Raw genomic sequence first — 22512 nt, forward strand, 5'->3', positions numbered from 1 at the left:
GCCCGCGCACATTCTGTGATCGTGCGCCCCTGTGCGCTCTCTCGGAGGGGCCACTGCCCCCGCTGCCCTCTCCACGGGGACGATCCGCATCCGGCCCCGCTGGCCGACATGTTCCGCCGGATGGCCGGAACCTGACGAGCCGCCGTGCGGCGAACGGCTGCCCGGCACCCCGGTGACGGCCACTCCCAAGGCGTAGACGCTGGTGAGGGCCGTGATGTCGGGTGCCGGGCAGATGTGGCGGCGCGACTTCGCGGGTCAGGCGTTTGCCGGGGTCGCGGTGGGGCACACGCACCGGCGGCAATCCGGCCAGGACGACATCGGTGAGTCAGGCCCCCTGAAGCTACTCCTCAGTCACAGTTGGAGAGGGAGAAAATTACTCTCCGTTAAACCTCAGGGGGTTGCTATTCGAGTGACCCACCATGAAGACTGTGGCCGAGTTCGACCGGGACGAAGGTGTCTGGAGAGCGCATTGTGCCCATGCTCGGACAGTGCACGCCAGGTGTGCGTTCTCTCCCCTCTCGTCTCCGGAAAGTCCGGCCTCTTCGGGCCTGCCACCTGTTCATGAGGGCACGGGTACGTCCGCGCAACGGTTGCGCGGGCGATTTCGCAGGGGGGTTTGCGATGTCGGCTTGTTCCGCGAGGCAGGTGCCACCACCCGGTCACGGACCGGCGAAACACCCGGGTGCCGTACGGCGGGCGTGTTGACCCGCCCCGGAACCGTTCGATGACACACGGCTGACCGCCGTACGGCCGGCGGCCGGCCCACGGACCACCGCGAGCCGTGCCGTCCACGGCGCGCGACGGACCGGCGTGCGGCGCCGGCGGTCCGGCGCGCGGGCGGAACGTCCGCCGCGGCTCCACCGCGCCCCGGCCCCGTGCGGTGGCCGCCGGCCGGCGTGCCGTCGCGCCGTGCTGCCCAGGCCCCGTCCCCCGGTGGTTCCGCCGCGCCCGCACGCCTCCTATCGAGGGAGAAAAGAAAAGGGTGACCAGCAATCAACCGATACCGACGCCCTGGGCCTTCGACGCGCAGGCCGACCGATGGCGTGCGCTGCGCGCGGCCGGGCCCGTGCGGTACGACGAGGAGCAGGGACTCTGGCAGGTCGTGGACCACCAGAGCGTGGCCGCCGTACTCGCCGATCCGGCGACCTTCTCCTCGGACCTGTCCTCCCTCACCCCGAGCCACCCCGACTTCGACACCTTCCGGCAGGGCAACTTCGTCGGGATGGACCCGCCGCAGCACCGCAAACTCCGCACCCTGGTGAGTCAGGCGTTCACCCCGCGGACGGTGCGGGAGCTGGAACCGCGCATCGAGGCGGTGTGCACCCGGCTGCTGGACGCCGTGGCGGACCGCGACCGGTTCGACCTGGTCGACGAACTCGCCTACCCGTTCCCCATCATCGTGATCGCCGAACTGCTCGGCATACCCGCCGGCGACCACAAACTGTTCCAGGACTGGGCGGCCACCCTGTTCGGCGGCGACCAGCTCGGTGAGACGCTCGACATGGCCGATCTGGAGCGGGCCCTGGAGGCCATCGCCCCCACCGTGCGCGAGATGAACGCGTACATGCTGGACCACATCCGCCACCGCCGCGCCCACCCCGGCCCGGACCTCACCAGCCGGCTCATCGACGCCGAGGTGGACGGCGTCCGGCTGGCGGACCAGGAGATGGTGGGGTTCGTGGCCCTGCTGCTGGTCGCCGGGCACATCACCACCACGGCGCTGCTGGGCAACGCGATGGTGAGCTTCGAGCGGCACCCCGGCACCGTCACCGCGCTGCGCGCCGATCCGGGACGGCTGCCGGACGCGGTGGAGGAGGTGCTGCGCTGGCTGCCGCCCTTCCCCGAACTGGGACGCCGCACCACGCGGCCGGTGGAGCTCGGCGGCCACCGGCTGCCCGCGGACACGTTGCTGATGGCCCATCTGGGCGCCGCCAACCGCGATCCGGCCCGCTTCACCGCGCCGGACGCCTTCGAGGTGACCCGAAGTCCCAACCCGCACCTGACCTTCGGGCACGGCATCCACTTCTGCTTCGGCGCGCCCCTGGCCCGGCTGGAGGCGCGGATCGCGCTGCGCATGCTGTTCGAACGTTTCCACGACATCGCCGTCCCCTCGCCGGAGGCCGTCACGTACCAGAACCCGGCGGTCATCGTCGGCGTGCGCCGGCTGCCGGTCGAGGTCGCCCGGGCGTAACACCGCGCCCGTCCGCCCGCGGGCGCGGACCCGCGCCGCGCGGGCCGGCCCGCACACCAACCCTGAGCCCCAGCTACCGGGAGTCCCGTTCTCATGCCCTACCGCACCGGCGCTCCGGTCATCGACCGGCGGCCGACCCAGTTACGCCAGGCGTTACAGGACCGCTTGGACGCCCTCGCCCTCGCCCACCGGGTGCCCGGCGCACAACTGGCCGTCGACACCGGGACACAGGTCCTGAGCGTGCACACCGGCACCGCCGACGCCGCCACCGGCGCCGCCTTCACCCCCGACACGGCCGTTCCGCTCGGATCGGTCACCAAGGTCTACACGGCCGCCGCCGTGATGCTCCTGGCCGACGACGGCGACCTCGACCCGGACGATCCCGTCCACCTCTTCCTCCCGGAGCTGCGCGAGCTGCCCACGGTGACGGTGCGGCAGCTGCTCGGCCACACCGCCGGCCTGCCCACCGGGCCCGACTCCGACACCGCCGCCGGCACCACGGCCGCCCGCTACCTGTCGGCGGTCTGCACCCGGCGCGACGCGCTCTTCCCGCCCGGGGCCGGCTTCTCCTACTCCAACGCCGGCTACATCGCCGCCGGACGGCTGATCGAGGTCGTGACCGGCATGAGCTGGCGGGAGGCGATCCGGGCGCTGCTGCTGGAGCCGCTGGGCACCGCGCCCGCCTTCCTCGGCGACCCGCCCGGGCGCCCGGCCGCCGCCGGCCACACCCTGAACACGGCCTCCGGCCGGGTGCGCCCGGTCCACCAGAACCTGGCCCCGGTGGAGGCCCCGGCCGGCGCCCTGCTGGCCAGTGCCGCGGACCTGGTGGCGCTCGGCGGCGCCCTGGCCGGCCGGTCCACCGTGCTGCCGCCGGCCGCCGCCGCGCGGATGCGCCGCCCCGAACCGGGGGCCGATCCGGACGTCCTGGCCGACGCCTGGGGGCCGGGCCTGGCCCTGTACCGGGAGGACGGCCGGTGGTGGTGCGGCCACGACGGCAACGCCCAGGGCACCTCCTGCCACCTGCGGGTGGAACCGGAGAGCGGGGTGGTCGTCGCCTTCACCGGCAACGCGGGCGGCGCCACCGCCCTGTGGCACGACCTGGCCGACGACATCACCCGGATCACCGGTCTGCGGGTCCCCACCGCTCCGGATCCCGCGCACCGGGGCGACCCGGTCCACCTCCCCGAATGCGCCGGCGTCTACCGCAACGGCCGGACCGAGTACCGGATCACCGTCGACGCGAACGGCTCACCGGCGCTCTCCGTGGACGGCGACACCCCGGCGCCGCTGATCTGCTACCCGGACCTCTCCTGCGACCTGGTCGACCCGGCCACCGGCCGGCGCGCGCCCGGCGGGCGGTTCCACCGCGACCCCGCCACCGGCGCCGTCGACCGGGTCCAGATCACCGGACGCACCGCCCGCCGCACCGCCGCCTGACCCGCCGTCCGCCCGGTACCGCCCGGTCCACCACCCCGCTCCGGTGGACCCCGCGGGCCGCCGCCCAGGCCGGCCGGGCCCGCGCGCACCGCACCGTCCCCGCCCCAGAAGGACTTCTCCCATGACGGACCCGCACCACACTCCCCAACCGGCGGCCGCCCTGCCGCAGGCCGACGACGCCGCGTCCGCCCGGACCGGCCGGGCGGCCCGCCCGGGGCCGCCCCCGCCGATCGGCGAGCTGTTCTCCGCGTGGGTGGCCCGCACCCCGCAGGCCCCCGCGGTCACCGACGGCCGGCGGACCTGGAGCTACCGGGAGCTGGCGGACCGGGTCGACCGGCTCGCCGACGACCTCGTGCGGCGCGGCGCCGGCCCGGACCGGGTGGTGGCGCTGGTGCTGCCGCGCTCCATGGAACTGGTCGCCGCGGAGCTGGCCGTGGTCCGGGCCGGCGCGGCCTTCCTGCCGGTGGACCCCGCGTACCCCGCCGAGCGCCGCGCGCTGATGCTGGCCGACGCCACCCCGGCCGTGGTCCTGGACGACCCGGCCGGACCCGGCCGCCCTCCGGCCGGGGACCCCGCCACACCGGCCGGGAAGCGGCGGCCGGTGCCGGACCCCGACCACGCGGCGTACGTCATCTACACCTCCGGCTCGACCGGGACCCCCAAGGGCGTGACCGTCACCCACCGGGGCATCGCCCACTTCGCCGCGGCCGCCGCCGAACGGTACGCCGTCGGCCCCGGCGACCGGGTGCTGCAGTTCTCCTCACCCAGCTTCGACGCCTCGGTGCTGGAACTGTGCGCCTCCGTGCTGGCCGGCGCGACCCTCGTGGTGCCGCCGGACGGACCGTGGCTGGGCGACGAACTCGCCGCCGTCCTGGAGGAGCACCGCATCTCCCACGCCCTCATCCCACCGGCCGCCCTGGCCACCCTCCCGGATCCCGGGCCCGGCGGGGCGCCCCATCTGCGCACGCTGATCGTGGGGGCCGAAGCCTGCCCGGCGGCACTCGTCGACCGGTGGGCCCCCGGCCGCCGCATGATCAACTCCTATGGGCCCACCGAGGCCACGATCGTGGCCTCCTGGACCGGTCCGCTGTCCGCGGGCGGCGGCACCCCGACGATCGGCGGCCCGCTGCCCGCCACCCGGGCCCACGTGCTGGACGCGGCGATGCGGCCGGTGGCGCCCGGCGCGGAGGGCGAACTGTACGTGGGCGGGGCCGGGGTGGCCCGCGGCTACCTCGGCCGGCCGGGCCTGACCGCCGCCCGCTTCCCCGCCGACCCCTTCGGACCGCCCGGCGCCCGGCTCTACCGCACCGGGGACCGGGCGCGCTGGACCGCCGGCGGCGAACTGGAGTACCTCGGACGGGCCGACCGCCAGCTGAAGGTCCGCGGCTTCCGCATCGAACCCGGGGAGATCGAGGCGGCCCTGCTGCGGCAGCCCGGCGTCCGCGAGGCCGTCGTCGTGGCCCGCGAGGACGAGCCCGGGCGGCAGCGGCTCGTCGGCTACGTCACCCGCGGCGACACCGAACGCGCCCCGGACCCCGGACAGCTGCGGGCCGCGGTCGCCGCCACCCTGCCCGCGCACATGGTCCCCTCCGCCGTCGTCGTGCTGGACGAGTTCCCGCTCACCCCCCAGCACAAGATCGACCGGCGCGCGCTGCCGGTGCCCGCCCACCTGCCCGCGGTGGGCCACGTCCCGCCGCGCACCCCGGGCGAGCGGGCCCTGGCCGGCATCTGGGCGGACGTGCTGGCGGTCGGCACGGTCGGCGCGACGGACGACTTCTTCGACCTGGGCGGCGACTCGATCCTCGCCGCGCGGACCCTGTCCCGGGTCCGGGAGGAACTGGGCGCCCGGCTCTCGGTACGCGACGTGTTCACCCAGCGCACCGTGGCCGCCCTCGCCCCGCTGCTCGGCGACCCGGCGGCCGCCGCACCCCCGGAGCCGATCCGGCCCGCCCCGCGGGACCGGCCGCTCCCGCTGTCCGGCGCGCAGCGGCGGCTGTGGTTCCTCGACGACCTCACCGCGGGCTCCACCGAGTACAACACCGGCGTGGCGGTACGGCTGCGCGGACCGCTGGAACACGGCGCGCTGCGCCGTGCCCTCACCCGCCTCGCCGCCCGCCACGCGTCGCTGCGCACCACCTTCGGCACCGTGGCCGGGCAGGGCGTCCAGCAGGTGGCTCCCGAGCCCCGGCTCCCGCTGCGCACCGCCGACACCGGCAGCCTGCCGCCCGACCGGCGCGCCGCGGCCGCCGAACGCCTGCTCACCGAGGAACTGGGCCGCCCCTACGACCTGGCGGCCGGTCCGCTGACCCGCGCGCTGCTCGTGCGGCAGGCCGACGACGACCACCTGCTGCTGCTGGCCCAGCACCACATCGTCACCGACGGCTGGTCGGTGGGCATCCTCGTCCGCGACCTCGCCGCCCTCTACGACGCCGAGGTCCGCGGCGGCCCGGACGGACTGCCCGCACCCGGCGTGCAGTACCCGGACTTCGCGGTGTGGGAGCGGGAGCGCCGGCCGGCCGCCGAGGACGCCGAGGACCTCGCGTACTGGAGACGGCACCTGACCGGACTGCAGGAACTGGAACTGCCCACCGACCGGCCCCGGCCACCGGTGCGCACCACCACCGGCGCCGCGCACCGGCACCGGCTGCCGGCGGACCTGGTCGCCCGGCTGCGGCACCAGGCCGGGGGCCGGGGCACCACCGTCTTCACCCTGTTCGCCGCCGCGGCGGCGCTGCTGTTCTCCCGGTACTCCGGACAGCGGGACGTGGCGTTCGGCACCGTCACCAACGGGCGGGGCCGCCGGGACCTGGAGGACGTCACCGGCTTCTTCGCCAACACCGTGGTGCTGCGCGGCGAGGTGGACGACACCGTCACCGTCGACCGGTTCACCGACACCATGCGCGCCACCCTGCTGGACGCCTTCGCCCACGACGGGGTGCCGTTCGACCGCGTGGTGGAGGAGCTGGCCCCGCCCCGGGACCCCAGCCGCACCCCGCTGGTGCAGGTGCTCGTGGTCCAGCAGACCGCGCCCGTCCTCCCGCCGCGGTCCGGCGGGGTGCGCATCGAGGACCACCCGCTGCCGCGTCCGGCCGCCCGCTTCGACCTGGTGCTGGAGTTCACGCCGTGCCCGGACGGCGGCCACCGGCTGACCGTCGAGTACAACACGGACCTGTTCGAGGCGCGCACCGTGGCCCGGATGAGCCGTCATCTGCACCGCCTGCTGGAGGGCATGGCGGACGGCCCGCACCGGACCCTGGCCGAACTGCCGCTGCTCTCGGCCGGCGAGCGGCGCGCGCTGCTGCAGTCCTGGAACCCGCCCGCCGGCACCGGGCGGGACACCCCGGACCCGACCCTGCCGGCGCTGTTCGAGGCGCGGGTGGCGCGGACCCCGGACCGGACGGCCGTGGTCTGCGGACCCGTCCGGCTGGACTACGCCGAGCTGAACCGGCGCGCCAACCGGCTCGCCCGGCTGCTGGTGGCCCGCGGCGCGGGGCCGGAGACCCTGGTGGCGCTCTGCCTGCCGCGCACCGCCGACCTGGTGCCGGTGCTGTGGGCGGTGCTCAAGTCGGGGGCGGGGTACCTCCCGGTGGACCCGGGCTACCCGGCCGAGCGGATCCGCTTCATGCTCGCCGACGCCTCCCCGGCCCTGGTGCTCGCCGACCGGGAGACGGCGGGCGCGCTGCCCGAGGAGTGCGAGCCGCTGATCCTGGAGGACTGCGCGGCCGGCCCCGGCGACCCCGGTGAGGACGGCACCGACCTGTCCGACGCGGACCGGATCCGGCCGCTGCGCCCCGCCCACCCGGCGTACGTCATCTACACCTCGGGATCGACCGGGACCCCCAAGGGGGTCGTGGTCACCCACCGCAGCGTGGCGGCGCTGGCCGCCTGGGCCGAGGAGCGGTTCGGCCCCCGGCTGGCGCACGTGGTGGCCGCCACCTCGCTCAACTTCGACGTCTCGGTCTTCGAGACGCTCTGCCCGCTGCTGGCCGGCGGCGGGGTCGAGGTGGTCGCCGACCTGGCCGCCTACGCCGAGGCGGCCGACCGGGGACCGGCCGGCCTGCTCAGCGGCGTGCCGTCGGTGATCTCCCGGATGCTCACCGCGGACGCCCGTGCCGTCGCGGCGGACACGGTCGTGCTGGCCGGCGAGGCGCTGCCCGCCGAGACCGTGCGGGACCTGCGGCGGGCCATGCCCGGCTGCGAGGTCGCCAACATCTACGGCCCGACCGAGGCCACCGTCTACGCCACCGCCTGGTTCGCCGGGGACGACGTGCCGGACCGGACACCGCCCATCGGCCGGCCCGTGGCCCGCACCCGGGCCTATGTGCTGGACCGGATGCTGCGCCCGCAGCCCGCCGGGGTGATCGGGGAGCTCTACCTCGGTGGCGGCGGCCTGGCGCGCGGCTACCTGCGCCGCCCCGGGCTGACCGCGGCCCGGTTCCTCGCCGACCCCTACGGCGCGCCCGGGGACCGCATGTACCGCACCGGGGACCTGGTGCGCTACACCGCGGACGGGCAGCTGGAGTACGTCGGCCGGACCGACCAGCAGGTCAAGGTGCGCGGCTTCCGCATCGAACTGGGCGAGGTCGAGGAGGCGCTGCGGCGCTGCCCGGGGGTCGCCGAGGCGGCCGCCGCGGTGCACGTCGGCGGCGGCCACCGGCGGCTGGTCGGCTACGTGGTCCCGGCCCCGGGGGCGCGGGTGGAGCCGGACGGAGTGCGCCGGACGCTCGGCCGCACCCTGCCCGACTACATGGTGCCCGCGACCGTCGTGGTGCTCGCCGCACTGCCGCTCAACCCGAACGGCAAGCTGGACCGCGGCCGGCTCCCCGACCCCGGCCCCGCCGGGCACACCGCGCGCCACGTCGCCCCGCGCACCCCCACCGAACGGAGCCTGGCCGCCATCTGGGCGGACGTCCTGCGCACCGAACGGGTCGGGGCGGACGACAACTTCTTCGCGCTGGGCGGCGACTCGATCCTCAGCATCCAGGTGGTGGCCCAGGCCCGGGAGGCGGGCCTCACGGTGACCTCCCGCGACGTCTACCGGCACCAGACGGTCGCCGCCCTCGCCCGGTGCGCGGACGCCGCGGGCGGCCGGCGGACCGCGCCGTCCCCGGCCCCGGTCCCGGCCGCCGGCCCGGCGCCGCTGACGCCCATCCAGCACTGGCTGTTCGACAGCGCCGGCGAGCGGGCCGGCCACTTCGCCCAGACGCTGTCGATGGAACTCACCGAACCGGTCGACGCCACGGCGCTGGAGGACGCCCTGAACGACCTGGTCGCCCACCACGACGCGCTGCGCTCCCGCTTCCTCCGCGCCGGCGACACCGACACCCCCGACATCCCCGACACCCCCGCCGACGGTGATGCCGCCGACGACGATGATGCCGCCGACGCCGCCGACGGCGTCGCGGCCGCGGGGGAGGACGGGGGCGACGGCGAGGCGGGCGTCCGGTGGCGGATCGACCGGACCGCCGACCGCTGCCGGCTGCTGCGGCACACCGGCCCGGACGGCGACACGCCGCACCAGGGCCCCTTCGACCTCGCGCGCGGGCCGCTGCTCCGCGCGGTGCTGCACGACCGGGGCGCCGGCCGGGCCCGGGTACTCCACCTGGCCGTCCACCACCTGGTGGTCGACGGGGTCTCCTGGCGGGTCCTGCTGGACGACCTCGACCGGGCCTACCGTGCCCGCCGCGCCGGCCGCGACGGGGCGGCGGCGCTGCCGCCCCGGTCCGCGCCGGTGCGCCAGTGGGCCCGGCGGCTCGCCGGGCACGCCGCCGCCGGCGGTTTCGCCGACGAGACGGCCCACTGGGCGCGGACACCGGCCGGCGCCGAGGCCGCCCTGCCGACCGACGAGGCGGGTGCCGACACCTACGCCTCGGCCCGCTCGGTGACCGTGCGGCTGACCCCGGAGAGCACCGCCGCCCTGCTCCGCACCCTGCCGGAGACCTACCGCACCCAGGCCAACGACGTGCTGCTGGCCGCTCTGGGCCGGGTGCTGTGCGCCTGGACCGGGCGCGACCGGGTGGCGGTGGACGTCGAAGGGCACGGCCGCGAGGAACTCTTCGCCGACCTCGACATCAGCCGCACCGTCGGCTGGTTCACCACCCGCCACCCGGTGGCCCTCGCCGTCCCGCCGGACGCCGACTGGGACACCGTGCTCAAGCGGGTCAAGGAGGACCTCCGGGCGGTGCCCCGGCACGGTCTGGGACACGGCGCCCTGCAGTACCTGTCCGGGACCGGCGCGCCGCCCCGGACGAGAGCGGCGGACATCAGCTTCAACTACCTGGGGCGGTTCGCGCTGCCGGACCGGCCGGACGGCCTCTACCAGGGCCCCTTCCGCCCGCTGGAACTGGACGCCGACCCGCTGGCCGAGCGCCCGCACCCGCTGGAGGTGGTGGGCCGGCTGGACGGCGACGCCCTGGAGTTCACCTGGTTCTACTCCGCGCGGCTGCACCACGAGGAGACCGTCGCCGGGCTGGCCGCACGCTACGCCGACGCGCTGACCGGCCTCGCCCGGCACGCCGCCGCGCCCGGCACCGGCGGTCGCACCCCGTCCGACTTCCCGCTCGCCCGGCTCGACCAGGCGGCCGTCGACCGGCTGGTGGGCGACGACCCCGGCGCGGTGGAGGACATCCACCCGCTCACCCCCACCCAGGCCGGCATGCTCTTCCACGGGCTCTCCCAGGACGACCGGAGCGTCTACTTCCAGCAGCTGACGTTCGTGCTGCGCGGCGTTCCCGACCCCGCCGTACTGGCGGCGGCCTGGCAGCGGGTGGCGGACCGCACCCCGGTGCTGCGCGGCCGGGCCGTGTGGCAGGACGTCCCCGAGCCCCTGCTGCTGGTGGAGCGGCACACCCCGGTCCCGGTCAGCCACCTGGACTGGCGCGAGCTCTCCGAGGAGGAGCGGGACGGCCGGCTGGCCGAACTGCTGGACCGCGACCGCGAACGCGGCATCGACCTGGCGCGCGCCCCGCTCCAGCGCCTGGTGCTCGCCCGCCTCCCCGGCGACGGCGTGCGCGTGGTGTGGTCCTTCCACCATCTGGTCTTGGACGGCTGGAGCCTGTTCCAGGTGCTCTCCGACGTCTTCGCCTGCCACACCGTGCTCTCCGGCCCGGCCGGCGCCGACGGCACCGCCGTGGACGACGCGCTGCCCGTCCGCCGGCCGTTCCGGGACTACGTGGCCTGGCTGCTCGGCCGGGACCGGGCGGAGGCCGAGCGGCACTGGCGCACCCGCCTCGCCGGCCTGGCCGGCCCCACCCCGCTGCCCTACGACCGCGAGCCGCGCGAGACCCACCGCGCCGAGTCCACCGGGGCCGTCCGGGTCACCGTGCCGGCCGCCACCACCCGGGCGCTGCGGGAGCTGGCCAGGACCGCGGGCCTGACCGTCAACACCCTCGTACAGGGCGCGTGGGCGCTGCTGCTGAGCCGCCACGCGGGCCGCCCGGAGGTGGTCTTCGGCACCACCGTCTCCGGGCGGCCCCCCGAGCTGCCCGGCGCCGAGGCCATGACCGGACTGTTCATCACCACCCTGCCCACCCGCGTCACGGTGCCGAGCGAGGGCGGCCTGTCGGACTGGCTCCGCAGGATCCAGCAGGACCAGAGCGAGGACCGGCGCTTCGACCACGTGCCGCTCACCCGGATGACGGCGTTCACCGGCCTGCCCGAGCGCACCGCCCTGTTCGACAGCATCGTCGTCTTCGAGAACTACCCCGCCGACGACGGCCTCGCCGCCGCCCACGGCCTGCGGCTGAGCGACCTGGACGGCATCGAGACCACCAACTACCCGCTCAGCCTGGTCGCCTACCCGGGCCCCGAACTCGCCCTGCGCCTCGGCTACGACCCGCGGCTGTTCGACGCCGCCACCGTGGCCCGGCTGGCCGAGTACCTCACCGTGCTGCTCGCGGGGATGGCCGCCGGACCGGAACGGCCCCCCGCGCGGCTGCCGATGCTCACCGCCGCCCGCCGCGACCAGGTGCTGCGGGAGTGGAACGACACGGCCACCGGCACGCCCGGGGCCACGGTGGCGGAGCTGTTCGCCGCCCAGGTGCGGCGCACCCCCGCCGCCACCGCGCTGGAGGCGGGCGACGAACACCTCACCTACCGGGACCTGGACGCCCGCGCCGGGACGCTGGCCGCCCGGCTGGCCGCGCTCGGGGTGCGCGCCGAACGCCCGGTGGGCGTGCTGATGGACCGCTCGGTCGACCTCGTCCTGGTACAGCTCGCCCTCGCCCGCACCGGCGGGGTGTACGTGCCGCTGGACGGCCGGGCCCCCGGCGAGCGGCTGCGGCGCATGCTGGCCGAGGCCGGCGCTGACCTGCTGCTCACCGACGGCGCCTGGGAGGAGACCGCCCGCGCCGCACTGCCCGGCGGCGCCGTCCGGCGGGTGGACGGCCTCCGGGCCCCCGCCGGGCCCGGCCCGGACCGCCCCGAGCCGTCCGCGGTGCACCCGGACAACGTCCAGTACCTGATGTTCACCTCCGGCTCCACCGGCAACCCCAAGGGCGTCGCGGTGCGTCACCGGGACGTGGCCGCGCTCGCCCGGGACCGCGCCTTCACCGGCCACGACCGGGTGCTGGTGCACTCCCCGCACGCCTTCGACGCCGCCACCTACGAACTGTGGGTGCCGCTGCTGCGCGGCGGCACCGCGGTGCTCGCCCCGCCGTCGGAGGTGGACACCGCCGCCGTCCGCCGGGCCATCACCGAACAGGGGGTGCGCTGCCTGTGGCTGACCGCCGGTCTGTTCCGGCTGCTCGCCCAGGAGGACCCCGCCTGCCTGCGCGGCGCCCGCGAAGTCTGGACCGGGGGCGAGGCGGTGCCCGGCGCGGTGGTGCGCCGGGTCCTGGACGCCTGCCCCGGTCTCACCGTCGTCGACGGTTACGGCCCCACCGAGACCACCACGTTCGCGACCCGGCGGGTCTTCCGCGCCGGCGACCCGCTGCCCGCCGTGCTGCCCATCGGCCGCCCGCTGGACGACACCCGGGTGTACGTGCTCGACGACGCGCTCCAGCCGCAGCCGCCGGGCGTCCCCGGCGAGCTGTACATCGCCGGCGCCGGAGTGGCCCGCGGCTACGCCGGACGGCCCGGTGCCACCGCCGCCCACTACCCGGCCGACCCGTTCGGCCCGCCCGGTGGCCGGATGTACCGCACCGGCGACATCGTGCGGTGGAGCGGCGACGGCGAACTGCACTTCGTGGGACGCGCCGACGACCAGGTCAAGATCCGCGGATTCCGCGTCGAACCCGCCGAGACCGAGGCCCGGCTCACCGCCCACCCGCACGTCGCCGAGGCCGTCGTGTCGGTGTACGAGCACGCCGGACGGAAGCGCCTGGCCGCCCATCTGGTGCCCGCCCAGGGCGCCGCCGTACCGTCCGCCACCGAACTGCGCGCCCATGTGTCGGCCGAGCTGCCCGACTACATGGTGCCCGCCGCGTTCGTCCCGGTGGCCGCGCTGCCGCTGACCGCCAACGGCAAGGTGGACCGGCGCCGGCTGCCGGCCCCCGACTGGTCGGCGGCCGGCGACGCCGCCTACCGCGCACCGCGCACCGGCCCCGAGCAGGTCCTCGCCGGGATCTGGGCGGAGCTGCTGGGGGTGGCACGGGTCGGCGCCGACGACAACTTCTTCATGCTGGGCGGCGACTCGATCCTCAGCATCCAGGTCGTCTCCCGCGCCCGCGCCGCCGGACTCGCGCTGACCCCCCGCGACCTGTTCCGGCACCCCACCGTCGCCGCGCTGGCCGCCGCCACCGGCACCGCCGCGCCGGTCGCCGGGACCTCCCCGGTGACCGGACCGGTCGAACTCGCCCCCATCCAGCACTGGTTCCTCGACCAGCGGCCGAAGCGTCCGGAGTTCTTCGACCAGTCCGTCGTGGTCGAGACCGGCCCCGACCCCGACCCGGCCGCGCTGCGCCGCGCCCTGGCCGCCCTGTGGGCCCAGCACGACGCCCTGCGGTCCCGCTTCACCACCGGCCCCGGCGCGGCCTGGCGCCAGGACTGCCCGCCCCCCGGCAGCGCCGCGCCGGCGGAGCTGCTGACCGTCCACGACCTGTCCGGGCAGGACCCGGCGGCGGCCGAGGAGAGCGAGGCCCGCGAGACGGCGGCGGCGCACGCCGGCTTCCGGCTGGACACCGGCCCGCTGTTCACCGCACGGCTGTTCACCCGCGCCGACCGCCCCGCCCGGCTGCTGCTGACCGCCCACCACCTGGTCGTCGACGGCGTCTCCTGGCGCATCCTGCTGGAGGACCTGGAGACCGCCTACCGCCAGGCCCGGGGCGGCGAGCCGGTGCGCCTGCCGGCCCGCACCACCTCCGTCCAGGAGTGGACGCGGCGGCTGCGCGCCCACACGGCGGCCGGCGGCTTCGCGCCCGAACGCGACCACTGGCACACCGCGGCCCGGCACGGCGCGGTGCCGCTGCCGGAGGACCTCGACGGCGGAAACACCGTGGCGGACCTGCGCGCGGTGACCGTCCGGCTGGACCCGGAACGCACCGGCGCACTGCTGCGGGAGGTGCCCGGTGTCTACCGCACCCGCGTCGACGACGTGCTGCTGACCGCCCTCGGCCGGGTGCTGGCCGACTGGACCGGGCGGCGCACCGTCGCCGTCGGCCTGGAGGGCCACGGCCGCGAGGACCACCTGTTCGACGACGTGGACCTGTCCCGCACGGTCGGCTGGTTCACCACCCTCTTCCCGGTCGCCCTCGACCTGCCGGACGGCGACTGGGGCACCGCGCTGAAATCCGTCAAGGAACAACTGCGCTCGGTGCCCGGCCGGGGCCTGGGGTACGGCGCCCTGCGCCACCTGGCGGACGAGAGCCGGCTCGCCGGGACGCCACCGCCCGGCATCAGCTTCAACTACCTCGGCCGCTTCGACTGGTCGGCCGGCGACGCCGCCCTGGTGCGGTCCGTGCCGGACGGCCTGGACGGCGCCGAGGCCCCCGAGACGGCGCGCCCGCACCTGCTCGACGTGGTGGCCCGGGTCGAGGACGACCGGCTGGCGATCACCTGGCACTACAGCGCCGGACGCCACCGCGAGGAGACCGTCGCCCGGCTCGCCGGAGGCATGCTGCGGGCGCTGGAGGCCATCGTCGCCCACTGCGGCGCCCCGGACGCGGGAGGCCGCACCCCGTCGGACTTCCCGCTGGTCCGGGTCGACCAGGAGGAAGTGGACCGGATCGCGGGGGACGGCCGCGCGGTCGCGGACCTCTACCCGCTGACACCGATGCAGGCGGGCATGCTCTTCCACAGCCTGCTGGACCCGGACTCCCGCACCTACCTCAACCAGGTGCAAGTGGTGCTGTGCGGGGTCACCGACCCCGGCGCCCTCGCCACCGCCTGGCAGCACACCGCGGACGCCAACGCCATGCTGCGCACCCGGCTGGTGTGGCAGGAGACCGCCGCACCGCTCCAGGTCGTGCAGCAGCGGGCCACCGTGCCGGTGGTCCACCACGACTGGACCGGGTGGCCGGCCGAGCGCCGGGAGCGGGAGACCGCCCGGCTGCTGGCGGAGGACCGGCAGGCCGGCCTCGACCTGTCCGCGGCCCCGCTGATGCGGCTGGCGATGATCCGGCTGGCGCCGGACCGGGTGCGGATGGTGTGGACGTTCCACCACGCCCTGCTCGACGGGTGGAGCGCGGCCCAGGTGTTCGACGAGGTGTGCGAGCGGTACGCGGCGCTGACCGCCGGGCGGCCGCCGCGGGTCGCGGACCGTGCGCCGTTCGGCGACTACCTGCGCTGGCTCGCCCGGCAGGACACCGCGCGGGCGGAGCGGTACTGGCGCGCCACGCTGGCCGGCTTCACCGCCCCCACCGCGCTGCCCCGGGACCGGCGGCCCGCCGGGGCACACCGCACCTCCTCCTCCGGCTCGGTCGGCGTGACCCTGGACGCCGCCCTCTCGGCCCGGCTGCGGGAGACCGCGCAGCGGGCGGGCCTGACCGTCAACACCGTGCTCCAGGGCGCGTGGGCGCTGCTGCTGTCCCGCTACGGCGGCGGGGACGACGTGGTCTTCGGCACCACGGTCTCCGGCCGGCCGGCCGAACTGCCCGGCGTGACCACCATGGTCGGGGTGTTCATCAACACGCTGCCCACCCGGGTCGCCGTCGACGGGCGGCGCCCCCTGCTGGAGTGGCTGCGCGACCTCCAGGCCGCCCAGTCCGAGTCCCGGCGCCACGACTTCGTCTCCCTCGCCGAACTCCAGAACTGGAGCGAGGTGCCGGGCGGGACCGGCCTGTTCGACAGCATCGTGGTCTTCGAGAACTACCCGTTCGACAGCGGCGCCCTGGCCCGCCACGGCCTCGCCATCGAACAGGAACGCGACCTGGAGCCGACCAACTACCCGCTCAGCGTGGTGGTCGCCCCCGGCGACACCCTGTCGGTGGCCCTCGACTACGACCCGACGGCCTTCGACGCCACCACCGTCGAGGGGATCGGCGCGAGCCTGCACACGCTGCTCGCCGGGATGGCCGCCGACCCCGAGCGGTGCCTGGCCGACCTGCCGCTGGTGGACCCCGCCCGCGGGCGCCGCCTGCTGGACCGGTTCGGCGGACCGGTGGCCCGGACACCGCGCCGGACCCTGCCCGGGGCGTTCCAGGAGCAGGCCGCCCGCACCCCGGACGCCCCGGCCGTGCTGGCCGGCCCGGAACGGCTCAGCTACCGGCAGCTCGACGAACGCGCCAACCGGCTGGCCCGGCTGCTCATCGACGCCGGCGCCGGTCCCGAGCGGTTCGTCGCCCTGGCCCTGCCGCGCACCGCCGACCTGGTGGTGGCCCTGCTGGCGGTCCTCAAGAGCGGCGCCGGCTACCTTCCGGTGGACCCCGGACACCCGGCCGAGCGCCTGGCGTTCCTCTTCGACGACGTCCGGCCCGACGCGGTGGTCACCAGCGCGGAGACGGCCGGCCGGCTCCCGGACGGCCCGTTCACCCGGATCACACTGGACGACCCCGGATGCGCCCGGCGCCTGGCCGCCGCCTCCGCCGCCCCCGTCGGAGACGACGAGCGGCGCGCGCGACTGCTGCCCGAGCACCCCGCCTACGTCATCCACACCTCCGGCTCGACCGGCCGGCCCAAGGGCGTCGTGGTCGCCCACGGCTCGGTGGTGGCGCTGACCGACTGGGCCGCCGCCGAGTTCGGCGGCCGGGGGCTCGCCCACGTGGTGGCCTCCACCTCGCTCAACTTCGACGTGTCGGTCTTCGAGATCCTCTCCCCCCTGCTGGCCGGCGGCCGCGTCGAGATCGTCCGCGACCTGCTGGCCCTCGCCGAACGCCCCGGCCCCTGGCGGGCCGGACTGCTCAGCGCGGTCCCCTCCGCCCTCGGCAGGCTGCTGGCCGACGACACCGCGCGGGTCACCGCCGACACCGTCGTCCTCGCCGGGGAGGGGCTGCCCGCCCGGACCGTGCGGCAGGTGCGCGCGGCGGTACCCGGCTGCCGGGTGCTGAACATCTACGGCCCCACCGAGGCCACCGTCTACGCCACCGCCTGGCTCTGCGACCCCGACGACCCCGACCGCGTCCCGCCGATCGGCCGGCCGGTGGGCGGCGCCCGCGCCTACGTCCTGGACTCCCGGCTGCGCCCGGTGCCCGCCGGGGCGCCCGGCGAGCTGTACCTCGCCGGGACCGGGGTGGCCCGCGGCTACCTGCGCCGGCCCGGCCTGACCGCCGCCCGCTTCCTCGCCGACCCGTTCGGCCCGCCGGGCAGCCGGATGTACCGCACCGGCGACCTGGCCCGCTGGACCGCGCAGGGCGACCTGCTCTACCTCGGCCGCACCGACGACCAGGTGAAGGTCCGCGGTTTCCGCATCGAGCTGGGCGAGGTGGAGGCGGCACTGGCCCGCCATCCGCGGGTGGCCTCGGCCGCCGCCAAGGTGGTGGAGCACGACGGCCACCGGCGGCTGGTGGGCTACGCGGTGCCGCGCGGCGCCGGGGCGCCGGACGCCGCCGCGCTCCGCGCCTTCCTCGCCGGCACGCTCCCCGACCACCTGGTCCCGGCGGTGGTGGTGACGCTGGACCGGCTGCCGCTGGGCGCCACCGGGAAACTGGACCGGCGCGCGCTCCCCGACCCGGTGTGGGCCGCCCCGGCCACCGCCACCGGCGGCCGCCCCCCGCGCACCGGCACCGAGCGGACCCTCGCCGCCATCTGGTCCGAGGTGCTGGGCGTGCCCGAAGTGGGCGCGGAGGACAACTACTTCGCGCTCGGCGGCGACTCGATCCTCGGCATCCGGATCGTCTCCGCCGCCCGCCGGGCCGGACTCGCCCTGACCCCCCGGCACGTGTTCCTCCACCAGACGGTCGCCGAACTGGCCGCCGCGGCCGGGGACCTGCCGGCCCCCGCCTCCGACGCCGAACAGGGCCCGGTGGTCGGCGAGGTGCCGCTCACCCCCGTCCAGCACTGGCTGTTCGAAGCCCCCGGCGCCCCCGAGGGCCTCACCCAGTCGCTCTCCTTCGAGCTCTCCGCCGACCCCGGCGAGGCGCTGCTGCGCGCCGCGCTCGCCGCGGTGCTGGAGCGGCACGACGCCCTGCGCTCCCGCTTCGCGGCGGGCCCGGACGGCGAGTGGCGCCAGTACGGCACCGCCCCCGGTGCCGCCCCCCACCTGGAGGTCCACGACCTGCCCCGGGAGTCCCCGCAGGCCGCCGGCACGGCGCTGCGCGAGGCGGCCGGCGCGCTGGCCGCGGGCTTCGCCCTGGACACCGGGCCGCTGCTCAAGGCCGCGCTCTGCCGCCCCGGCGACGGCCGGCCACCGGTCCTGCTGCTCGCCGCCCACCACCTGGTGGTGGACGCGGTGTCCTGGCGCGTGATCCTGGAGGACCTGGACGCCGCCTACCGGGCGCTGCGGGCAGGGGAGCCGGTGGACCTCGGCCCCAAGACCACCTCCTTCCGCACCTGGGCACAGCGGCTCACCGCGCACACCGAGGCCGGCGGCTTCGACGGCGAACTCGACCGGTGGCGCGACTCGCAGGACCCCGGCGCCCTCCCGGCCGACCACCCCGGTGGCCGCAACACCGCCGCCGACGAGGACGCGCTGACGGTCGCCCTGGACGACGAGGACACCCGCCGGCTGCTGCAGGACGTGCCGGACGTCTACCGCACCCGGGTCAACGACGTGCTGCTGTGTGCCCTGGGCCGGGTACTGGCCCGCTGGACCGGGCGGGACCGGGTGGTGGTGGCGCTGGAGGGCCACGGCCGCGAGGACCTGTTCGACGACATCGACCTCTCCCGCACCGTCGGCTGGTTCACCACGATGTACCCGGTCGCGCTGGAGGTGCCCCGGGACGCGGACACCGGGGCCGCGCTGAAGTCGGTCAAGGAGAGCCTGCGGTCCGTACCGCACGGCGGGGTGGGCTACGGCGCGCTGCGCCATCTGCACCCCACCGCCGGCCGGCGGCTGCCCGGGCTCCCGCAGATCGGCTTCAACTACCTCGGCCGGCAGGACTGGCACGCGGCGCCGGGCGGCCTGCTGCACGGACCGCACGGCGGGCTGGCGGGCGGCATGGACCCGGCCGCCGACCGCCCGCACCTGATCGACGTCGTGGGCCGGGTCACCGGCAAGCGGCTGGAGTTCACCTGGTCCTACTCCCGCCGGGTGCACGCGCGCGACACCGTGGCCCGGCTCGCCGCCGAGACCGCCGACGAACTGCGCGAGATCGTGCGGCACTGCGCCCTGCCCGGTGCCGGCGGCCGCACCCCGTCGGACTTCCCGCTGGCCCCGCTGGACCAGCCGGCCGTCGACCGCCTGGTGGGCACCGGCCGCGACGTGCTGGACGTCTACCCGCTCACCCCCACCCAGGTCGGCATGGTCGTCCACGGCATGGACGAGCCCGGCCAGGGACTGTACGTCGAGCAGATCACCTTCGTCGCGGACGGCGTGCGCGACCCGCGCCTGCTGGCCGCCGCCTGGCAGCAGGTGGTCGACCGCACCCCCGTGCTGCGCACCGCCGTCACGCTGCGCGGGGTCCCGGTCCCGGTCCAGACCGTGCGCCGCGGCGTCACCCTGCCGGTGACCGGACACGACTGGAGCGAGTCGTCCCCGGCGGAGCGCGACGCGGCACTGGAGCGGCTGCTCACCGAGGACCGGGCCCGCGGCTTCGCCCTGGACACCGCACCGCTGCTGCGCGTCGCGCTGATCCGGCTCGGCCCGGACGAGGTGCGGGTGGTGTGGACCTTCCACCACGTGCTGCTGGACGGCTGGAGCGTCTTCCACGTCCTGGGGGACGTCATGGCCTGCCACGAAGCGCTCGCCCGGGGCACCGAACCGCGCCTGCCGGACCGCCGCCCGTTCGGCGACTACGCCGCCTGGCTCGCCGGCCGGGACACCGCCGGGGCCGAGGAGCACTGGAAGCAGGCACTCGCCGGACTCACCGCGCCCACGGCGCTGCCCTACGACCGCAGGCCCGCCCACGGCGCCCCGGCCCGCTCCGGAACCTGGCTGTCGCAGCGGCTGGCGGCGGCGGAGACCGCCCGGCTCCAGGACTTCGCCCGCCGCCACCGCCTCACCCTCAACACCCTGGTGCAGGGCGCCTGGGCGCTGCTGCTGTCCCGCTGGAGCGGCGAGCGGGAGGTGTGTTTCGGCACCACCGTCTCCGGACGGCCCGCCGACCTGCCCGGCGCCGACACCATCACCGGCCTGTTCATCACCACCCTCCCGGCGCGGGTCACGGTGGACGGCGGCGCCCGGTGCCACGCCTGGCTGCGCCGGACGCAGGACGCACGCGCCGAGGACCGTCGCTTCGACCACGTACCGCTGCCGGACCTGCAGGACTGGAGCGGACTGCCCGCCGGGACGGCGATGTTCGACAGCCTGCTGGTCTTCGAGAACTACCCGGTCGGCGACGCCACGGCCGGCGCCCACGGGGTACGGGTCCGCGACCTGGACGCCCGGGAGGCCACCAACTACCCGCTCACCGTGGTGATCTCCCCCGGCGACCGGCTGGCCGTCGAACTCGGCTACGACCCCCGGTACTTCGAGGAGGCCACCGCCCGGTCGCTGGCCGGCCAGCTGCTGCACACCCTGCTCGCGCTGGCCGGCACCGGGGACACCACCCGCCTGGACGCCGTCGAGGTGCTGCCCGAGCGGGAACGGCGGCGGCTGCTGCGGGGGCCCGCGCGCCCCGCCGCCGTACCGGTCGCCCCGGCCACCCTGCCCGCGCTGGTGGAGGCCGCGGTGGACCGCCGGCCGGACGAACCGGCGCTCCACGCACCGGGACTGCTGCTGTCCTTCGCGGAGGTCGAGCGGCGGGCGAACCTCCTGGCACACCGGCTCATCGCCCGCGGCGCCGGTCCCGGCGACCTCGTGGCGCTGGTGCTGCCCCGCTCCGCGGACATGGTCCTCGCCCAGCTGGCGGTGGCCAAGGCGGGCGCCGCGTTCCTGCCGGTGGACCCCGGCTACCCGGCGGAGCGGGTCGCGTGGATGCTGCGCGACGCGGCACCCGCCGTGACCCTCGACGCCGCCGAGGTCGCCGCCCTGCTCGCGGCGCCGGACGGCGAGCCCGGGCACCGGCCCACCGACGCCGACCGGACCCGTCCGCTGGACCTCGACGACCCGGCCTACACCATCTACACCTCCGGGTCCACCGGCACCCCCAAGGGCGTGGTCGTCACCCACCGCGGGCTGGCCGGCTTCGCCGCCGCCGAGGCCGCCCACTACCGGGTCGGCCCGGGCGACCGGGTGCTGGCCTTCGCCACGCCCAGCTTCGACGCCTCGGTCCTGGAGCTGTGCATGTCACTGCCGAACGGCGCCCGCCTGGTCGTGCCGCCGCCCGGCCCGCTGCTCGGCGCGGAACTGGCCGAAGTGCTCCGCCGCGAACGCGTCACCCACACCCTGCTGCCGCCGGCCGCGCTCGCCACCCTGCCGCCGGACACCCCCGGCACCCTGCCGGACCTCGCGACCCTGGTGGTCGGCGCCGACGCGTGCGGCGCCGAGCTGGTGGCCCGCTGGGCCCCGCACCACCGCATGGTCAACTCCTACGGGCCGACCGAGGCCACGGTGGTCGCCACCTGGTCGGCCCCGCTGGAGCCGGCCGGCACCGCGCCGCCCATCGGCCGCCCGCTCCCCGGCACCGGCGCCTACGTCCTCGACGCGCGGCTGCGACCGGTCCCCGACGGAGTGCCGGGCGAACTGTGGCTGAGCGGCCCGTCCCTGGCCCGCGGCTACCTCGGCCGGCCGGGCCTGACCGCGGCCCGGTTCACCGCCGACCCGTTCGGCCCGCCGGGCACCCGCATGTACCGCACCGGCGACCTGGTACGCCGGGACGCCCGAGGCGAACTGCACTACCTGGGCCGCACCGACCACCAGCTCAAACTGCGCGGCCACCGGATCGAGGCGGGCGAGGTGGAGACGGCGCTGGTGCGCCACCCGGCCGTGCTGGACGCCGTGGTGACCGTGCGGGAGGACGAACCGGGGCTGCCGCGCCTGGTCGCGCACCTGCTCGCCGCCCCGGGCGCCGGCACGCCACCCGCCGCCGAGCTGCGGGCGTTCGCCGCGCGCACCCTGCCCGGGCACATGGTCCCCTCGGCGTTCGTGGTGCTGGAGCGCTACCCGCTCACCGAGAACGGCAAGACCGACCGGGCCGCGCTGCCCGCGCCCGCCCCCGAGGAGGCCGCGGCACCCGGCCACGTCGCCCCCCGCACCCCCGCCGAGGAGGCCCTGGCCGCCATCTGGGAGGAGGCCCTGCACACCGCCGTCGGCGCCTGGGACGACTTCTTCTCCCTGGGCGGCGACTCGCTGCGCGCCCTGCTCATCGCCTCGCGCGCCAACGAGGCCTTCGGCGTGACTCTCACGCCCCGCGACGTCCTGGTCTCCCGCACCGTCGCCGCCCTGGCGGAGCTGGTGGAGGAGCAGGTGCTGAGCGAACTCGAAGACGCCGCACGCGGCGACAGCGACCGAGAAGAACGGTGAGGACCTCACG

Annotated in this window: 3 protein-coding genes; all 3 read left to right on the forward strand. The window is 76.7% G+C overall.

Annotated features, from left to right (window positions below; all coding sequences use genetic code 11):
* The first annotated feature begins 982 nt into the window (after positions 1-982).
* The 3 genes from ACH4B3_RS21390 to ACH4B3_RS21400 all read left to right on the forward strand — a co-directional run bounded on the left by ACH4B3_RS21390 (position 983) and on the right by ACH4B3_RS21400 (position 22502).
* A complete protein-coding gene (locus tag ACH4B3_RS21390) occupies positions 983-2191 on the forward strand; it encodes a cytochrome P450 (RefSeq protein ID WP_398464869.1) in 1209 nt (402 codons plus the stop codon).
* A gap of 93 nt (positions 2192-2284) precedes the next feature.
* Positions 2285-3628, forward strand: coding sequence for a serine hydrolase domain-containing protein (locus ACH4B3_RS21395; RefSeq protein ID WP_398464871.1), 1344 nt, complete (start codon positions 2285-2287; stop codon positions 3626-3628).
* A gap of 121 nt (positions 3629-3749) precedes the next feature.
* Positions 3750-22502: a non-ribosomal peptide synthase/polyketide synthase gene (locus ACH4B3_RS21400; protein ID WP_398464873.1), complete on the forward strand. Its 18753-nt coding sequence runs from the start codon at positions 3750-3752 to the stop codon at positions 22500-22502.
* The last annotated feature ends 10 nt before the right edge of the window (positions 22503-22512 follow it).

The organism is Streptomyces sp. NPDC018031 (assembly GCF_044327625.1).
Classification (GTDB): domain Bacteria; phylum Actinomycetota; class Actinomycetes; order Streptomycetales; family Streptomycetaceae; genus Streptomyces.